Origin of the sequence: Acidithiobacillus sp. AC3 (assembly GCF_050261095.1) — a bacterium.
In the GTDB taxonomy this organism is placed as follows: domain Bacteria; phylum Pseudomonadota; class Gammaproteobacteria; order Acidithiobacillales; family Acidithiobacillaceae; genus Igneacidithiobacillus; species Igneacidithiobacillus copahuensis.
The window spans coordinates 308,223-325,243 of the sequence record NZ_CP189838.1; the positions used below are offsets into that span (position 1 = coordinate 308,223).

The 17,021-nt window shown below is 59.5% G+C and carries 20 protein-coding genes and 4 tRNA genes; 18 read left to right on the forward strand and 6 right to left on the reverse strand.

Annotated elements, in window-relative coordinates; genetic code table 11:
* The 3 genes from ACQAYK_RS01415 to ACQAYK_RS01425 all read right to left on the reverse strand — a co-directional run bounded on the left by ACQAYK_RS01415 (position 1) and on the right by ACQAYK_RS01425 (position 3,075).
* Positions 1–1,521, reverse strand: a complete 1,521-nt coding sequence (locus ACQAYK_RS01415; RefSeq protein WP_215871270.1) for a Do family serine endopeptidase — start codon at positions 1,519–1,521, stop codon at positions 1–3.
* Between the two features lie 65 nt (positions 1,522–1,586).
* Positions 1,587–2,456 carry a tetratricopeptide repeat protein gene (locus ACQAYK_RS01420; RefSeq protein WP_215871271.1) on the reverse strand — a complete coding sequence of 290 codons (870 nt, stop codon included), beginning with the start codon at positions 2,454–2,456 and terminating at the stop codon, positions 1,587–1,589.
* 64 nt (positions 2,457–2,520) lie between these two features.
* Positions 2,521–3,075: a hypothetical protein gene (locus ACQAYK_RS01425; protein WP_215871272.1), complete on the reverse strand. Its 555-nt coding sequence runs from the start codon at positions 3,073–3,075 to the stop codon at positions 2,521–2,523.
* Between the two features lie 88 nt (positions 3,076–3,163).
* Here ACQAYK_RS01425 and ACQAYK_RS01430 point away from each other — a divergent pair, with 88 nt between their 5' ends.
* From ACQAYK_RS01430 to ACQAYK_RS01470, 9 genes are all read left to right on the forward strand, one after another.
* Positions 3,164–3,934 carry a hypothetical protein gene (locus ACQAYK_RS01430; protein ID WP_226827088.1) on the forward strand — a complete coding sequence of 257 codons (771 nt, stop codon included), beginning with the start codon at positions 3,164–3,166 and terminating at the stop codon, positions 3,932–3,934.
* Between the two features lie 98 nt (positions 3,935–4,032).
* The gene (gene glyA, locus ACQAYK_RS01435; protein ID WP_215871273.1) at positions 4,033–5,274 is read left to right on the forward strand and encodes a serine hydroxymethyltransferase; all 1,242 of its coding nucleotides are present in this window, start codon (positions 4,033–4,035) and stop codon (positions 5,272–5,274) included.
* Between the two features lie 2 nt (positions 5,275–5,276).
* Positions 5,277–5,762: a transcriptional regulator NrdR gene (nrdR, locus tag ACQAYK_RS01440; protein WP_215871274.1), complete on the forward strand. Its 486-nt coding sequence runs from the start codon at positions 5,277–5,279 to the stop codon at positions 5,760–5,762.
* Complete coding sequence (ribD, locus tag ACQAYK_RS01445) at positions 5,752–6,864, forward strand: bifunctional diaminohydroxyphosphoribosylaminopyrimidine deaminase/5-amino-6-(5-phosphoribosylamino)uracil reductase RibD (RefSeq protein WP_226827086.1); 1,113 nt, start codon at positions 5,752–5,754, stop codon at positions 6,862–6,864. The genes nrdR and ribD overlap by 11 nt, the downstream gene beginning before the upstream one ends.
* Complete coding sequence (locus ACQAYK_RS01450) at positions 6,864–7,517, forward strand: riboflavin synthase (RefSeq protein ID WP_215871275.1); 654 nt, start codon at positions 6,864–6,866, stop codon at positions 7,515–7,517. The genes ribD and ACQAYK_RS01450 overlap by 1 nt, the downstream gene beginning before the upstream one ends.
* Positions 7,517–8,647: a 3,4-dihydroxy-2-butanone-4-phosphate synthase gene (gene ribB / locus ACQAYK_RS01455; RefSeq protein ID WP_483167769.1), complete on the forward strand. Its 1,131-nt coding sequence runs from the start codon at positions 7,517–7,519 to the stop codon at positions 8,645–8,647. The genes ACQAYK_RS01450 and ribB overlap by 1 nt, the downstream gene beginning before the upstream one ends.
* A complete protein-coding gene (gene ribH, locus ACQAYK_RS01460) occupies positions 8,644–9,111 on the forward strand; it encodes a 6,7-dimethyl-8-ribityllumazine synthase (protein WP_215871277.1) in 468 nt (155 codons plus the stop codon). Before ribB ends, ribH begins: the two co-directional genes overlap by 4 nt.
* Positions 9,108–9,569, forward strand: coding sequence for a transcription antitermination factor NusB (gene nusB / locus ACQAYK_RS01465; RefSeq protein ID WP_255790038.1), 462 nt, complete (start codon positions 9,108–9,110; stop codon positions 9,567–9,569). Before ribH ends, nusB begins: the two co-directional genes overlap by 4 nt.
* 75 nt (positions 9,570–9,644) lie before the next feature.
* The gene (locus ACQAYK_RS01470; RefSeq protein WP_215871278.1) at positions 9,645–10,196 is read left to right on the forward strand and encodes a tetratricopeptide repeat protein; all 552 of its coding nucleotides are present in this window, start codon (positions 9,645–9,647) and stop codon (positions 10,194–10,196) included.
* Positions 10,197–10,200: 4 nt separating this feature from the next.
* On the opposite strand, the gene ACQAYK_RS01475 is transcribed toward ACQAYK_RS01470, so the two are convergent.
* From ACQAYK_RS01475 to ACQAYK_RS01485, 3 genes are all read right to left on the reverse strand, one after another.
* Positions 10,201–10,545 (reverse strand): LapA family protein, encoded by a 345-nt coding sequence (locus ACQAYK_RS01475; RefSeq protein WP_215871279.1) that lies wholly within the window; start codon positions 10,543–10,545, stop codon positions 10,201–10,203.
* Positions 10,546–10,554: 9 nt separating this feature from the next.
* Positions 10,555–12,240, reverse strand: coding sequence for a ubiquinone biosynthesis regulatory protein kinase UbiB (gene ubiB, locus ACQAYK_RS01480; RefSeq protein WP_215871280.1), 1,686 nt, complete (start codon positions 12,238–12,240; stop codon positions 10,555–10,557).
* A 79-nt stretch (positions 12,241–12,319) separates the two neighbouring features.
* A complete protein-coding gene (locus ACQAYK_RS01485; protein WP_215871285.1) occupies positions 12,320–12,910 on the reverse strand; it encodes an OmpA family protein in 591 nt (196 codons plus the stop codon).
* 292 nt (positions 12,911–13,202) lie between these two features.
* On the opposite strand from ACQAYK_RS01485, the gene ACQAYK_RS01490 reads away from it, so the two are divergent.
* From ACQAYK_RS01490 to rplA, 9 genes are all read left to right on the forward strand, one after another.
* Positions 13,203–13,287 (forward strand) — tRNA-Tyr (locus ACQAYK_RS01490).
* A 20-nt stretch (positions 13,288–13,307) separates the two neighbouring features.
* Positions 13,308–13,381: transfer RNA gene (locus ACQAYK_RS01495), tRNA-Gly, on the forward strand.
* Positions 13,382–13,387: 6 nt separating this feature from the next.
* A tRNA-Thr gene (locus tag ACQAYK_RS01500) sits at positions 13,388–13,463 on the forward strand.
* 44 nt (positions 13,464–13,507) lie between these two features.
* Entirely contained in the window at positions 13,508–14,698 is a 1,191-nt protein-coding gene (tuf, locus tag ACQAYK_RS01505; RefSeq protein ID WP_255790039.1) for an elongation factor Tu, read from the forward strand.
* A 68-nt stretch (positions 14,699–14,766) separates the two neighbouring features.
* Positions 14,767–14,842 (forward strand) — tRNA-Trp (locus ACQAYK_RS01510).
* A 20-nt stretch (positions 14,843–14,862) separates the two neighbouring features.
* A complete protein-coding gene (secE, locus tag ACQAYK_RS01515; protein ID WP_215871773.1) occupies positions 14,863–15,210 on the forward strand; it encodes a preprotein translocase subunit SecE in 348 nt (115 codons plus the stop codon).
* A 2-nt stretch (positions 15,211–15,212) separates the two neighbouring features.
* Positions 15,213–15,746 carry a transcription termination/antitermination protein NusG gene (gene nusG / locus ACQAYK_RS01520; protein WP_215871772.1) on the forward strand — a complete coding sequence of 178 codons (534 nt, stop codon included), beginning with the start codon at positions 15,213–15,215 and terminating at the stop codon, positions 15,744–15,746.
* Between the two features lie 49 nt (positions 15,747–15,795).
* Positions 15,796–16,224 carry a 50S ribosomal protein L11 gene (rplK, locus tag ACQAYK_RS01525; protein ID WP_215871771.1) on the forward strand — a complete coding sequence of 143 codons (429 nt, stop codon included), beginning with the start codon at positions 15,796–15,798 and terminating at the stop codon, positions 16,222–16,224.
* Positions 16,225–16,227: 3 nt separating this feature from the next.
* Entirely contained in the window at positions 16,228–16,917 is a 690-nt protein-coding gene (rplA, locus tag ACQAYK_RS01530; protein WP_215871770.1) for a 50S ribosomal protein L1, read from the forward strand.
* Positions 16,918–17,021: the final 104 nt, after the last annotated feature.

The following is a 17,021-nucleotide window of genomic DNA, read 5'->3' on the forward strand; positions in this document are numbered from 1 at the left end:
TCAGCCGCCTTTTTTGGGTAGGCGCAGGACAATGAAAATACTCGATTTTCCTTGTCGGACCAGTACCGGAACCGGTTTGTCTGCAGGAGTCGCTGCAACCAGACGTTGCAGCTGCTGCGGGCTCTGGACCACCTGCTGATCAAACTGTTCGATGATCATCCCCGGCTGCACGCCGGCTTCGGCCGCCGCCCCTTCGTGTACGTCCACTACCGCTACGCCCTGATTGATTCCCAGCTCTTGTTTTACTTTGGCAGGCAGCGGTTTGGTGGAGATGCCCAGCCGTTCGATTTTGAGCACGCCAGGATTTGGTGTCGGACTGCTCTCCAGATCGCTGGCTTTCTGCGGGCTGGGCAAGGCGCCGACGGTGATCGGCAGATTCACCGCTTTGCCGTGTCGTAAGATACCAATTTCTACCCGAGTTCCAGGCTTTTTCGTGCCTACCAGCAAGGGCAGTTGGCCGACACTGTAGACCGGCTTGCCCGCGAAGGTGACGATGACATCGCCGGCACGCAGGCCCGCACGTGCCGCGGGACTGTCCGGCTCGACCGAGGCGACGAGGGCGCCCACGGGTTCATTGAGATGCAGTGCTTCGGCCATGTCTGGTGTCACACTCTGGACCTCGACACCGAGATAGCCAAACTGAATAGCGCGATGTGCCTTGAGATCCTCTACCACCGACATCACCGTATTGATGGGGATGGAGAAAGACAAGCCCATGTAGCCACCGTTGTTGGTGTAGATCTGATCATTGATGCCCACGACCTGACCATACATATTGAAAAGGGGACCGCCAGAGTTGCCGGGATTGATAGGCACGTCACTCTGGATGAAAGGAATGTACTCATCGTCCGGTAGTGGTCGATCCAGGGCACTGACCACGCCCTGAGTGACAGAGTTGGAGAAACCGAAGGGGGTACCGACCGCGAGTATCCATTGTCCCACCTTGAGATCGCTCGAGTTGCCTATGGGTGCGGTGGGCAAACTGTTGGCGTCGATCTTCAACAGGGCGGTATCGTAGCGCACCGACAAGCCGACGAGTTTGGCCGGATAGGCGTGGTGATCGGCGAGGGTGACAATGATGTGCTTGGCGTGACGCACGACATGGGCGGCAGTGACGATGTAGCCATCGCTGCTCAGGATGAAGCCGGAGCCGAGAGATTCGACCTTCTCCTGCGGAGGCTGCTTGGACTGACTATTGGGTGCGCCAAAATGCTCAAAAAAGCGGTAGAAAGGCGAGTCTGGCGGGAAGGGATTGCCGGCCCCGGGAATCGTCTGTTCGGAGGTCGTGCTGATATTTACCACCGTTGGGCCATAACGGTCGATGAGGGGAGTGAAATCAGGAAGATTCACCAGGGGCCGCAGGGGAGTACTTTGCGTGACCGCAGCAGCCGGCGCTGCCTGGCTGCCAGCTGGCTTTTCGCTACTCACCTGCGCTTGCGCACAACCAGAGGCAAGCAGGGCCAGAGTGAACGCTGAGAGGATGGCACGACGTTGCGAGAAACGGGAAATGGGGCCGGACATTCGGTCTTACTCCTTGGGGTACCCGCCAGGGCGGTGCGACGGAGAGCATCCGCCAGAGAACAGGCTCAATAGAGTGCCCGCGCCAGTTTGCTGCGATATTCGTTGACCAAGGGATGTTCCTTGCCCAGTACGAGAAAAATCTTCAGGAGGGTCTTACGGGCAAGGTCGTCGCGATATTTTCGATGCGCCTGCACCATCTCGACGAGTTGCTCCAGTGCTGCCTGCTCATGACCTTGCAACAGCTCGCGCAGCGCATGTTGGTACATGGCCTGCGCCTGCTCATCACCACTGCTTTCCTGCAAGCGCCGCGCGATTTCCGCGCTGGACGGCGCATCGCGCAGTTCTGCCGAAAATTCCAGTAGTGCCCGCAGCGCCTCGACGTCCTCCCGCACCTGGAAGGCGGGACTTAGAGCAGCCAATTCGAGCTCGGCGGCGTCGTGATCGCCACGACCGAGCAAAAGACGCGCAAGCTCCAGGCGGGCCTCATCATTGCGGGCATCTTGCTCGAGGGCGGCGCGAAAGGCCTGCTCGGCGGCCTCGGTGTCGCCGCCTGCGAGGGCTTCAAGCCCCGCCTTGCGCTGCTCGTCGCCGACCTTGGGCAACATCTTGTCGAGGAACTGACGAACGGCGGACTCGGGCAGGGCGCCGGCAAACTCGTCGACGACCTTGCCATCACGAAAGGCTTTGACCGCCGGGATTCCCCGAACGGAATACTGCCGAGAGAGCTCGGGATTTTCATCCGAGTTGATCTTCGCGAGTAAAAATACTCCCTGCATCTCGTCGGCCAAGCGCTCCAGAACCGGACCCAGGGCGCGGCAGGGGCCGCACCAGGGAGCCCAGAAATCCACCACGACCGGGCGACGAAAGGATTCGGCTTCCACGGCCTCACTGAAGTTGCCCAGGTTTACGTCAATCACGTGGGAACCAGACGCCATCTACTCCACTCCTGCTCTTCGGATTCTGAACATGACTACACGATACTTTGTTGCCGTGAGCGCGTCACTGGGCCTGCAGCTTGTGCATTTCCTCGACGATCTGCTGCAGCAGGCCGCGGGTGCTGGCGCCCAGTCCTTTGCCCAGACGCTCCACGTCGGTTTTTCCTTGGGATAATGGTCCCAGACAGGCGCCCAACTTTGCCATCTCGCCCCCAGCCCGCTGCATCTGGCCGGCCATCTGCCCGAGCCATTGCAGGGCCTGGATATCGCCCCGCTGGGCAGCGACGACGATTCCGGCAATCCCGGGAGCGGCGAAGCTCGGATCGGCCTGGGTGCCGGGGGACGGGAGAGAGAGGGGATCCTGCAGACCCTGCAGGACGCTCTCGACGACAATGCGGTCTTCGTCGTCCAGACCGAGCAACAGTGTCGCATCCCTCTCGCCCGCCAGGATTCGTTCCAGGCGCGTGACGAGCTCTTGCCAACCGTTGGCGCTGGCTGCGCGCAGACTGTCCGCCAGTGCTGGCCGTCGATCGGCGTTCTGACAGACGGCAACGACCTGATGAATAAGTTGCGCGTGCGCCCTGCGTACCTGTTCGCGAAAGGCTGGAAGTTCCGGCACCGGCGTGTTCCCAAGATCACCAATTTCTTTGAGTTTGTATCCTGCCTTCACTAGAATGTCAAAAGACGGCGGTAGCGGAGGGATGGTTTTGGCCAAAAAATGGCTGCAGCGAATGGAAAGTTGGGTGCACGGCGGCGTCGACATCGTCCGCGAGCATCCCGGGCGCTGGGCGCGCTACCTGCTGGTGCCTTTGGCTCTCACCGCCCTGCCGTTGCCCTTCTGGTTCATGTACGGTTTTGCCCCCCTCGGACTCCTGGGCGGATTGTACCTGGCTGGGCGCTGTGACGGGCAGGAATATACCGGTGCGCAAATCCGCCACGCCCTCAGTGTGGCGGTGTTGTGGGGAATGGTGTTGACGCTGTTTGGTCTGCTTTTCGAATTTGGCCGCGAAACGGTACTTCTCGGGGAGCTGTTGAGCGGTGCGCAGGGCAACTGGCAGCTGGGTCAGGAACCGGGGTTCTGGGGTTGGTGGATGGGCTTCAGTGAGCGCCTCACCGATTTCGCCCTGACCCCGTATTTCTGGTTTTCCCCGGCTTTCTTTGGTGTGGCCCTAGCGCTGCACAAGGGGCATGGCTGGCTGGAGGCGGAAGTCGAAACGACGCTTGCACTGCTGTTTCGTCAGGAGTTGCGTGATCCGCTCATTGCTTTATGGGCCATACTCCTGGTTGCCAGCGTCATTCTGCCGTTGCCGGCGCAAGTATGGCTGGCGCTTTTGGTCTGGGTACTCGGGCCTCCCATCGTCCATGTCGCGTATGAAGACATCTTTGCCAACAAGCAGCGGCCGCGGCGCAAGCGTGCGGGCAGATCGGTACAGCTGCCGGTATTGCAGGCGCAACCGCAGAAAGTGCGCGCCAGTTGAATCTTCTTCATGGCCAGGCAGCAGATTTTGCGCTTGAGGGAATGCTGCTCGCCTTGCTACTGTTCCGCCTGGAAAATTGATAGACGCAGGAGCCCCCCATGTTTTCTTCCCAAACAGTCGCCGATTTTGACCCCGCTCTGGCAGCGGCCATGGAGCACGAGCGCGTGCGGCAGGAAGATCATGTCGAATTGATTGCCTCGGAAAACTATACGAGTCCGATGGTGATGGCGGCGCAAGGCTCGGTGCTCACCAACAAGTATGCCGAGGGCTATCCCGGCAAGCGGTACTATGGCGGCTGTGAGTATGTCGACGTGGTGGAGCAGCTGGCCATCGATCGGGCCAGGCAGCTGTTTGGCGCCGAACATGCCAATGTGCAGCCGCACTCCGGCTCGCAGGCCAATCAGGCCGTGTATTTTTCGGTGCTCAAGCCGGGTGACAAGATCATGGGCATGAGCCTTGCCCACGGCGGTCATCTCACCCACGGCGCCAAGGTGAATCTGTCGGGAAAGGTCTTCGACGTGGTTGCCTATGGCGTGCGCCGTGAGGATGGACGCATCGATTACGACGCCATGGCGGCACAAGCCGAGCAGGAACGCCCGAAAATGATCGTTGCGGGGGCCAGCGCCTACTCACGCATCATCGACTTTGCGCGGATCGGCGAGATTGCCCGCAGTATTGGCGCCTACCTTCTGGTCGACATGGCGCACATTGCCGGCCTGGTGGCCGCGGGGTTGCATCCAAGCCCAGTGCCGCATGCCGATTTCGTCACCACGACGACGCATAAGACCCTGCGTGGACCGCGTGGGGGGCTGATCCTCTGCCGTGAAGAGTACGCCAAAAAGGTCAATTCCCTGATTTTCCCGGGCATTCAGGGTGGCCCGCTGATGCACGTCATCGCCGGCAAGGCGGTTGCCTTTCAGGAGGCCTTGCAGCCGGAATTCAAGACCTATCAGACCCAGGTCATCCGCAATGCGCAGAAGCTCGCCGCCGTCCTGGCGGGCCGGGGCTATCAGGCGGTTTCTGGCGGTACCGATAATCACCTCTTTCTCCTCGATCTGGGCGAGACGGTGACCGGGAAAGAGGCGGAAGAGGCCTTGGGGCATGCCAATATCACGGTCAATAAAAATGCGGTGCCTTTCGATGCCCGTCCGCCGGCGGTGACTAGCGGCATTCGTATCGGTACCCCGGCGGCGACCACCCGCGGTTTTGCCGAGGGCGAAATGGAGATTCTCGGGATCGCTATTGCCGACGTCCTCGATGCCCATGAAGATTCGGCCGTACTGCGGAGTGCGCAGACTCGCATTCTGGATCTCTGCCGGAAATTCCCGGTCTATGGCTGACGGTGCATTGCCCCTTTTGTGCGCATGACGACACCCGTGTCGTCGATTCCCGCATTGTCGATGATGGCGAAGCGGTGCGGCGACGTCGGGAGTGTCCGGTTTGCGGCCAGCGCTTCACCACCTATGAGCGTGCCGACCTGGCCTTTCCCATGGTGGTCAAGGCAGACGGCCGCAGGGAGCCCTATCGGCAGGAGAAACTCCTTGCCGGTTTGCGGCGTGCACTGAGTAAACGCCCAGTCTCTACTGCGGAATTGGATCTTGCGCTGCGTAAGATCGAGAAACAGATTCGCAGCCATCCGGAACGAGAGATTTCGGCCCGTCGCATTGGCGATCTGGTGATGAGCGCGTTGCGTGAGCTCGATCCGGTTGCCTATGTGCGTTTTGCCTCGGTATACCGCCGTTTTGATGATTTGCATGCTTTCAGCAGCGAGATTCAGGCCCTGCTCGATCCCGGAAATGACGCTGAGTCCAGCAACGATGGCGATTGACGAAAACGACATTCAGTATATGCGTGAGGCCCTGGCGTTGGCGCAGGAGGGCCGCTACAGCACCCACCCGAATCCACGAGTCGGTGCGATTCTGCTGCGCGATGGCAGGGAGCTGGGGCGCGGAGCGCATCTGCAGGCCGGTGGGCCACATGCGGAAGTCCTTGCCCTACGCGAGGCGGGGGAGTCGGCGCGCGGCGCAACGCTCTATGTTACTCTCGAACCCTGCTCTCATCACGGCCGCACACCGCCCTGCAGTGATGCCCTGATTGCCGCCGGGGTACGTCGCGTGGTGGTGGCGATGGCAGACCCCAATCCCCTGGTGGCGGGTCAGGGCATTGCCCGCCTGCGTGCTGCCGGCATTGAAGTCGATCTGCCCTGCCTGGAAGAGGAAGCCGCGTGGCTGAATCGTGGTTTCATCCAGCGCATGCGCACGGGTCGTCCCTGGATTCGCATCAAGCAGGCCAGCAGCCTGGACGGCAAGATTGCCCTCGCGAATGATCAGAGCCAATGGCTGACCGGGGTGCTTGCGCGGGAGGACGTGCAGCAGGAGCGGGCGCAGGCGAGTGCCATCCTGGTTGGCGTAGGTACGGTCCTGGCCGACGATCCGCGGCTGGCCCCACGCCTGGAATCCGCGCCCCTGCGCTACCCGGTCAAGATCGTCCTCGATGGACACCTGCGTACCCCGCCCACGGCCGCTCTCTTGCGTAGCCCGGGTAGGACGTGGATTGTGCATCGAGATGATGCCGATGGTGCCTCTGGTCCGGCTCTGGTCGCTGCTGGTGCCCGCCTCGTCGCTTTGCCGCCGGCAAGTTCAGGAGTCGGGGTCGATTTTACTGCGCTCATGCAGTTTTTGGCAGCCGAAGAAGTCAACGAACTTATGGTCGAGGCGGGTGGACGGCTGTCCAGCAGTCTTCTCGATGCTGGAATGGTCGATGAATATCTACTCTACTTTGCTCCCCTCTTGCTGGGGCGGGACGCCCGCGCCTTTGCCGAGCCCGGGCCCTTCACGGAGCTTGGGCAGATTCCGCGCTGGCGCCTTCGGGAAAGCCAGGTGTTGGGACAAGACGTAAAACTTCGCTATCTCTGTCAGCAGGAGGCTTGATGTTTACCGGAATCGTCCAGGCCTTGGGAACTCTGCAGCAACGCCAGCACCTCGGCGGTGATCAACGCTTCTGGGTTGCCGCTGGCGATCTCGATCTGAGCGACGTGCAGTTGGGAGATAGCATTGCGGTGTCCGGCGTCTGTCTGACGGCAGTCGCCTTGGAGCCTGGACGTTTTGCCGTCGATGTCTCGCGGGAAACCCTGGAACGCAGCACCCTCGGCGCTTTGGCCCTAGGTGCGCAGGTCAATCTGGAAAAGGCATTGCGTCTTGCCGACCGTTTGGGTGGGCATTTGGTGGCTGGCCATGTCGATGGAGTTGGCACTTTGCTCAGCGCGCAGGCCTCCGGCCGCTCCCAGGTCTATCGGGTGCAGGTACCCGAGGATTTGCGGCGCTACATCGCGGCTAAAGGAAGCATCTGCGTGGATGGCGTCAGTCTTACCGTCAATTCCCTGTATCCTGATGGTTTTGCACTCAATCTTATTCCACACAGTCTGGCGCAGACTACTGCCCAGTTCTGGAAACCGGGGCAACGACTCAATCTGGAGGTCGATCTTCTCGCTCGCTATCTGGAGCGCCTCATGGCCGAGACCGGGAAAAGCGCGGTAGAATCCCGGCTCGACGCCGCAAGTCTGGCCGCGAAAGGATTCATTTGATGACGGACACGCATATCAGCCCTACGGAAGAGATTCTCGCCGATATTCGGGCTGGGAAAATGGTCATCCTCATGGATGACGAGGACCGCGAAAACGAAGGCGATCTGATCCTGGCGGCAGAGCATGCCACCCCCGAGGCCATCAACTTTATGGTGCGGGAGGCCCGCGGTCTGGTGTGTCTGCCCCTGACCCAGGAGCGTTGTGAACAACTGCAGCTCCCGCAGATGGTGCGGCACAACACTGCGCAGCTGGGCACTGCCTTCACGGTCTCGATTGAGGCGGCGCGTGGGGTCAGTACTGGAATCTCCGCTGCCGATCGTGCCACGACGATTCAGGCAGCCATTGCCGATGGCGCTGGTCCCCAGGATCTCGTCATGCCGGGGCATATCTTTCCCTTGGCGGCGCAGCCCGGCGGCGTATTGGTGCGTGCTGGCCACACCGAGGCCGCTGTTGACCTCGCCCGTTTGGCGGGTTGCAAGCCGGCGGGCGTGATCTGCGAGATTCTCAACGAAAATGGGGAGATGGCGCGCTTACCGGACCTGCTGCCCTACGCCGCGCGCCATGGTCTGAAGCTTGGGACCATTGCCGATCTGATCCGCTATCGCCTGGAGCGCGAGCGCATTGTCCGGCGCGAGGGTAGTGGGCCCTGGCAGAGCTCCTGGGGCACGTTCACTCTGCATCTGTATCGCGACTGGATCGCTGGTGAGACCCACTTTGCTCTGGTAAAGGGGCAGCCGGAAGAGAGCGACAAGCCGGTCTTGGTGCGGGTGCAGGTGGGAAAGACCCTCACGGATCTCTTTCTCGGGGATCAAGGCCCCGTGGCCCACGCGCTGGCGCGTCTGGCGCAGGAAGAGACCGGTGTTCTGGTATATCTGCAACATACCGACGACATCGCGACCCTCCTTGCCCAGATTGCCGAATTGCCGGCACGGCCGCAGGGGCCTGGACAGGCAGGAGACTCGGGAAAAATTCTCCGCACCTTCGGTATTGGCGCGCAGATCCTCACCGATCTTGGCGTCCATCAGGCCCTGGTCCTCAGTGACAGTCAGTTTCAGTATCGCGGCATTGGCGGTTTCGGCCTCGAAATCGTCGGCCAACTTCCCTTTCTCGAAACAGGAAAACACCCATGATCGAGCGCATCGAAGGTACGTTGCAGGTCGGCGCTGGCGAGCGCTACGCGCTGCTGGTTGCCCGCTTCAACAGTTTTATCACGCAGCAGTTGGAGCAGGGTGCCATTGACGGTCTCAAACGCCATGGCGCCAGCGACGAACAGATTCAGGTCATCTACAGCCCTGGAGCCTATGAGATCCCGTTATTGGCGCAAAAGCTCGCGCGCTCCGGCAAATATGCCGCCGTCCTTTGTTTGGGGGCGGTGATTCGCGGTGGTACACCCCATTTCGACTATGTCGCAGGCGAGGCGGCCAAGGGCATCGCCCAGGTTGGCCTCGAGACGGGCGTACCGGTAATTTTCGGCATCCTCACCACGGATAGCATCGAACAGGCCATTGAGCGAGCGGGCACTAAGGCCGGTAACAAGGGCTTTGATGCCGCTCTCACGGCAATGGAAATGGTTCAGTTGCTGAAAAACCTGTGAACGAGCCCCGTAGCCCCAGCCGGCGCCGTCTGGCGCGAATGGCGTTGGTGCAGGCATTGTACCAATGGCAGCTCAATCCCAGCTCCTGTCAGGAGCTGGCGGAACAGTTCCATGCCGATCCGGAGCGCCTGCAAGCGGCGGATATAGCCTTCTTCGATCGGATCTGGGCGGCACTCTGCGGCCAGGTAGACGCCCTCGACCCGGCGATCATCGAAGCCATCAGCGATCGTCGCTGGGAAGATGAGGTCAACGAGATCGAGCGTGCCATCCTGCGCCTCGCCGCCTTTGAATTACACTCTGCACCGGACACCCCCTATCGGGTGGTCATCAATGAGGCCATCGAGCTTGATAAGGCCTTTGGCGCCGACCAGGGGCACCGCTTCATCAATGGCGTTCTGGACCAGCTTGCCCGCCGCTGGCGGGCCGTGGAACTCAGTCCCCACAGCGCCGAAAAGTAGCGTCATGTAGCTATAGCCATGCATGAGCTTTCTGATGTAACCTTCTGACTCCAGGAGTTTTCTTTTGAGGGTACCATGAAGATTTCACAGTCCATAGCTATCTCTGCTGTACTGGTTTCCAGCACCATCCTCTCCGCGTCGGCATGGGCTGGCCAGGCCGAACAAGCCACTTTGGAGGATGCGGCAAGCACGTCCCCCGCCCTGCTCACCACCGCCAAGCTGGAAAATGACATCGGTACCCACTGCGCGCTTGGCCAGGGGGTGCCACAAAATTATGCGCTGGCGGCGCAGTGGTTCGAAAAAGCTGCCAAGATTGGCTATGGCAAGGCACAGTACAATCTCGGAATGCAGTATTATTTTGGTCAGGGAGTGGCGCAGAACTATGCGCAGGCTGCCGAATGGTGGCAGCGTGCAGCAGAGCAGAATGTGGCTTCGGCCCAGTACAATCTCGGTAACCTCTATTATCAGGGATTCGGTGTCAAACAGGATTTCCAGAAGGCCGCCTATTGGTGGACAAAGGCAGCTGGGCTGGGCGTAGCGCAAGCCAAGACGAACCTGGCGGTGTTGGAGAAGTGGCAGGCGAAAAACCTCCAGCAGGTCGCCGAAAAGACCCCCGTTACCCCGTAAGTGATCAGAGATTCTGCGGCGGGCAGTCTTCTGACTCCCGCTGCTCCGATCCGGACGTCTTATGCAGCTCCTGCTCCAGGGTCAACCTGTGGTTCTGCTCACCCAACAGCTTCGTCTCCAGCTCGCCGATCTGCCGGACGTGCTTGCGAATCCGCCAGCGATTGCGCAGATGCGTCGGCAGATAAAAAATGGTGCTCGCCAGCGCCCCGGCAACGAAGGCAATCAGGACGATCACTCCGATCGACTGTTGAAACTCCCAAGTAAAGAAGCGAACAGCGCTGAGGGCATTGTTCTGCACCGCAAATATCACTGCCAAGGCGGCAATGATCAGGGAAAAGAAAATCCACATGTGCCTCTCCTAGTTTTGTGATCGAACAAAGACCGCCTGAAACCAGCGCGTTAGTGCCCAGCCGACGAAAGGTAGGCTGAGCAACCATAGCCAGATAGGAAGATCCAGCACCAGGGTACTCAGGTCCCCTTCGACCGCGGCAATGAGGGCCAATCCCATAACCACGATCACCGAACTGGTCACCACGGCAAGGCGCTGCAGACCGCGCCGTAACTCCCGCCGAATAGCCTCCAGTTCCTCATTCTGCACGGGCACTTGCAGCTCGCCACGCTGGGCCTTTTGCAGCAGGTTGTGCACCAGTTCCGGTAGTTCAGGTAACACCAAGCCCCACTGCGGCGCGTGCCGGCGAAATTGTGTCCACCATGCCCGCGGACCGCGCTGCCGATTCAACCAGTCGCGCAATAGTGGTGTTGCCACCTCCCAGATATTCAGGGTGGGGTTGAAGTCCCGCGCAATCCCCTCCACATTCACCAACGTCTTCTGTAAGAGTAGCAGTTGCGGCTGGGTCTGCATCTGGAAACGGCGGGTGGTCTGGAACAGGCGCAGAAGCAGTTGGGCCACGGAAATTTCGTGTAAAGGCTTTTCAAACACTGGCTCGGCGATGGCGCGGATCGCTGTTTCGAAATCCTGGACGTTGGTATCTGCCGGTACCCAGCCGGCCTCGATGTGGGCTTCAGCCACGCGCCGATAGTCGCGGCCGAAAAAGGCGACCATGTTCTCGGCGAGATAATGCTGGCTGGCCTCGTCCAGGCTCCCCATGATGCCGAAATCAACGGCAATGAAACGGCCATTGCTCGGATCGATGAAGATATTGCCAGGATGCATGTCGGCGTGGAAGAAGGAGTCACGGAATACCTGGCGAAAAAAGATCTCGGCGGCACGGCGCGACAGCTGATCAAAATCGATACCGGCGGCCCGTAGCGCGTCGCGTTGCCCAATCTGAATGCCACGTATGCGCTCCATTACTAAAACCTCTTCACTACAGTAGTCCCAATACACCTCTGGAATGTAGAGAAGATCTGGCTCGTTGATGAAGTTGCGGCGCAACTGGCTCGCATTAGCTCCTTCGCGCAGAAAATCCAGCTCGCCCCGAAGGGTCTTGGCATATTCCGCAACCACTGCGCACACTCGTAAACGTCTGCCTTCCTGGGAATAGCGTTCGGCAAGCTCGGCCAGCCAGGCGAGAATCCCCAGATCCTGTTCAATGATGCGGCTTAGACCTGGTCGGCGGATTTTGATCGCCACTTCGCGGCCATCATGCAGGCGACCGAAATGGACCTGAGCAATGGATGCCGCGGCAGCGGGTTCGCTCTCTATCTCGGCGAAGAGTTCTGCAACCGGTTTTCTTAGAGAATGCTCAATGATCTGCCGTGCTTGAGCCGATGGAAAGGGAGGTACCGCGTCCTGTAGTCTGGCGAGCTCGCGGGTGATCTCTTCCGGCAACAAGTCCCGCCGCGTGGATAGCATCTGTCCGAGTTTGACGAAGGTCGGGCCAAGGGCTTCGAGAGCGAGGCGCAGACGGGCACCAAAACTCCCCTCCGGCTTGGGCATGATCCAGCGCCCGGGGTTCAGCTTGAGGATGGCCTGATACGGCTTTAGCAACGGCAGATAATAGAGCAACTCATCCAGTCGGTAGCGAACCAGAACGCGAGTGATCTCGAAGATGCGAAGGGAACGGAGATAAGATTGGCGCATGGCGGGATTCTAGCATGCTTACCAGAGAATAGGACGAAAAAGGGCCCCGCAGGGCCCAGAACCAAGCAGCGGTCTGCTCTTATTTGGTTACGGTCTTTTCGACCTTGATCGTGCTGTTGATTTCTACACGCTGGTTGAGGAAACGTCCCTGAGCGGTAGCGTTGGTGGCAACTGGATCATCGTAGGAATGGCCCTTGAGGACCATGCGACTCCGGCTGACGCCATGGTTCTCCAGGTACTGCGCCACACTGTCGGCTCGTTGCTTGGACAGCTTCAGATTGTACGCGTACGTACCTACCTTGCTGCAGTATCCATTTACGTTGAGCACCGCGTCAGGATGATTTTTGGCAAAGTCGGCCACCTCATCGAGAACCTTGATGTCATGGTCAAGGAGTTTGTAAGAATCGAACTTGAAGTTGATTCCGGTGATGGTGATCGGTTTGCTGACCAGCACTGTCTGCTCGACGGGCGCGATAGGTGCTGGGGCGGGTGCAGGTGCGGGCGCCGGAGCTGGGGCCGCGACCTTTACCGGAGGCACGCAATAGGCGGGAGCGGGCCCGTCGCCGTCCGGTCGTCCGCCGCGCACGCACTGACCTTTGGCAGTGACCACCGGTGCTCCCTGGGCAGTTACCGCATACCCCTCGTAAGGGCTGGTGCTAGCCAGAGCCATGCTGGAGCTCAGTACCGCAGCGACAGAAAGCGCCAGCGTCAATCGCAGATTGTTCGACATTGTAATACCCTCCTCAATACCAAATGTAGAGCCGCGCCACGGACAAGGCGACGGTATTTTTACAACAAGCGGAAGAATGTTGTAATTCGACAACGCTGTCAAGGCGCGTGTGCCTCGCCTCAGTCTGGAAAGGCATCAATCGGTGTCAAAATGCGTGTCCGCCCGATCAGTTAAAGCGCTGAAAAAGTCTTGACAGTGGCGGGGGACGAAGTAATAATTCGCCGCTACCGCTGGAGGGGTTCCCGAGCGGTCAAAGGGATCAGACTGTAAATCTGACGGCTCTGCCTTCGGAGGTTCGAATCCTCCCCCCTCCACCAGATTTGCCGAGTTCGGTCGTGCGGGTGTAGTTCAATGGTAGAACCTCAGCCTTCCAAGCTGATGGTGTGGGTTCGATTCCCATCACCCGCTCCAAGTTTGGCCCACATAGCTCAGTCGGTAGAGCACTTCCTTGGTAAGGAAGAGGTCACCGGTTCAAATCCGGTTGTGGGCTCCATTTTGTTACGTCGCTTTTGGTTTTGATTGGAGAGGGTCTTCTGAATGTCCAAGGGAAAGTTTGAGCGGACGAAGCCGCACGTAAACGTGGGAACGATTGGTCACGTGGATCACGGCAAGACCACGCTGACGGCGGCGCTGACGAAGGTATTGTCGGCGAAGTTTGGTGGCGAGATTCGGGCCTATGATCAGATTGACAACGCGCCGGAAGAGCGTGCGCGCGGCATCACGATTGCGACCTCGCATGTGGAGTATGAGACGGCGAACCGTCACTACGCGCATGTGGACTGCCCTGGGCACGCCGACTACGTCAAGAACATGATCACCGGCGCTGCACAGATGGACGGCGCGATTCTCGTCTGCTCGGCTGCCGATGGCCCGATGCCGCAGACCCGCGAGCACATCCTGTTGGCGCGTCAGGTGGGCGTGCCGTACATCGTTGTATTCCTGAACAAGGCTGACATGGTAGATGACGCCGAGTTGCTGGAACTGGTCGAGATGGAAGTGCGCGAGCTGCTGTCCAAGTACGAGTTCCCGGGTGATGACATTCCGGTGGTGATTGGCTCGGCGCTGAAGGCCCTGGAAGGGGATCAGAGTGACATTGGCGAGCCGGCGATTTTCAAGTTGGCGGACGCGATGGACAGCTACATTCCGATGCCCGAGCGTCCGGTGGACAAGACCTTCCTGATGCCGATTGAAGACGTTTTCAGTATTTCCGGTCGTGGTACGGTAGTGACGGGGCGTATTGAGCGCGGCATGGTCAAGGTTGGTGAGGAAGTCGAGATTGTGGGTATTCGTCCGACGACCAAGACCACGGTGACGGGTGTCGAGATGTTCCGCAAGATTCTGGATCAGGGGCAGGCGGGAGACAATGTTGGCGTCTTGCTGCGCGGCACCAAGAAGGACGAAGTGGAGCGTGGGCAGGTCCTGGCGAAGCCGGGTACCATCAAGCCGCACACCAAGTTTGAAGCCGAAGTGTACGTCTTGTCGAAGGAAGAGGGTGGTCGCCACACGCCGTTTTTCAATGGCTATCGACCGCAGTTTTACTTCCGTACCACGGACGTGACGGGAGCGGTTGATCTGCCGGAAGGCGTGGAGATGGTGATGCCGGGAGACAACGTACAGTTCAAGGTCACGCTGATCGCCCCGATCGCGATGGAAGACGGTCTGCGTTTTGCGGTGCGCGAAGGCGGCCGTACCGTCGGCGCCGGCGTCGTTTCGAAGATCGTCGAGTAACTCGCGGGTTGGGGTCTACTTTGCTAGACTCCATTGATGGCGGCCGATATGGCCGCCTATGTTTCTGCAGGGCAGTAGCTCAACTGGTAGAGCAGCGGTCTCCAAAACCGCAGGTTGGGGGTTCGAGCCCCTCCTGCCCTGCCATTTTTTAGGAAGCGGCATTCATGTCAGAAAAAGTGAAACTCTATGCTGCGGCATTTTTTGCTGCCTTGGGAGTGCTCGCCTATTTTCTGATTCCGCTCCATTTCGGCACGTACGTACCCAGTATCGCCCTGATTGTGGGTCTCTTGGTCGCGCTAGGCTTTTTTGTCTGGAGTGAGGGCGCGTCTACACTGCTGCAGTTCTTCCGTGAGGCCTATGTAGAGCTGCGGAAGGTGGTGTGGCCCAGCCGCCCTGAACTGCTGCGCAGCACCGCAGTCATTCTCGGGCTGATCATTGTCATCGCCCTGTTTTTGTGGCTGGTGGATCTGGCCTTGCTAGCGGTCGTGCGTTTTGCCTTGGGAGGCGCCTAGTCATGGCAATGCGTTGGTATGTGGTACATGCCTTTTCCAGTTTCGAAAAGCGGGTGCAGGCAGAGATCCGTGAGCGCGCTCGGCGCGAGGGTTTGGCGGATCAGTTTGGTGAAATCCTGGTCCCGGTGGAAGAAGTGGTAGAGATGCGCAATGGCCAGCGGGCAACCTCCCAGCGGATGTTTTACCCGGGATATGTGTTGGTGCAGATGGAGATGAACGATCTGACCTGGCATCTGGTCAAAAACACGCCGCGGGTTACCGGGTTCGTAGGCGGAAGTGTCGGTAAACCGCATCCCCTCTCCGAAGCAGAGGCCGACGCGATTCTCGAGCGTATCAAGGAAGGGGTGGAGAAACCGCGTCCCAAGTTCACTTTTGAGCCAGGTGAGCAGGTTCGCGTCATTGAAGGTCCCTTCAAGGACTTCAATGGCGTGGTCGAAGAGGTGAATTTCGAGAAGAGCAAGCTGCGCGTCTCGGTAACCATTTTTGGACGCTCCACTCCGGTGGAGCTGGATTTCGGTCAGGTCGAAAAGATCTGATTTCATCATCTGAGGGAGCCGCACGGCGCTTGTACCTCAAGGAGTCAGCATGGCAAAGAAAATTACGGGCTATATCAAGCTCCAGGTGAAGGCCACCCAGGCCAACCCCAGTCCACCCATTGGTCCGGCTCTGGGTCAGCGCGGCTTGAACATTATGGAGTTTTGCAAGGCGTTCAATGCGCAAACCCAAGGCATCGAGCCGGGACTGCCGCTGCCGGTGGTCATCACGGTGTTTGCCGACAAGAGCTTCAGTTTCATCGTCAAGACGCCGCCAGCGCCGGTGCTGCTGCTGAAGGCTGCCGGGCTCAAGTCGGGTAGTGGGCGTCCCAATACCAATAAGGTTGGTAAGGTGACGGAAGCGCAGGTAGAAGAAATTGCCAAGACCAAGTTACCGGATCTGAATACCGAGGATCTGGAAGCGGCCAAGCGCAGTATTCGTGGAACGGCCCGCAGTATGGGTCTGACGGTGGAGGGATAAGCGATGGCACAGAAATCGAAGCGTATCATTGCGGCGCGTGCCTTGATCGACCGCAGCCAGCGCTATAACCTCGAAGAAGCGCTGGCTCTGGTAAAGCAGACCGCCACCGCCAAATTCCCGGAATCGGTGGATGTCGCCATTGGTCTCGGCATTGATCCGCGCAAGTCAGATCAGGTGGTCCGCGGCGCGGTCGTGCTCCCTAAGGGTACTGGCAAGACGATGCGCGTAGCGGTCTTCGCCACCGGGGAAAAGGCCAACGAAGCCAAAGAGGCGGGAGCCGATCTGGTGGGCATGGAAGATCTTGCCGAGCAGGTAAAGGCGGGGCAGATGGATTTTGATGTGGTCATCGCCACCCCGGATGCCATGCGCGTGGTGGGCGCCCTCGGTCCGGTGCTGGGCCCGCGTGGTTTGATGCCCAATCCGAAGGTTGGCACGGTAACCGCCGACGTTCGCACGGCGGTGCAAAACGCCAAGGGCGGTCAGGTCCGTTACCGCGCTGATAAGGGTGGTATCGTCCACAGCAGTATCGGCAAGGCGTCTTTCTCGGTAGAGGATCTGCATGCCAATTTCCTTGCTCTGCTCGACAGCGTGAAGAAGGCGAAGCCGGCCACCAGTAAAGGTATTTATATTCGCAAGATCAGTGTCAACCCGACCATGGGTCCCGGCGTCGCCGTGGATCCCGCCGGGCTGTAGAGAGGAATTCTGCCATTTTGGCGGGATGTGTCGGCGCAAGCCGGCGTTCAAAGACCGCAGGGGGCCTCGGCCTCAAACCCATACCCTGCGTAGGCGACGGCGCG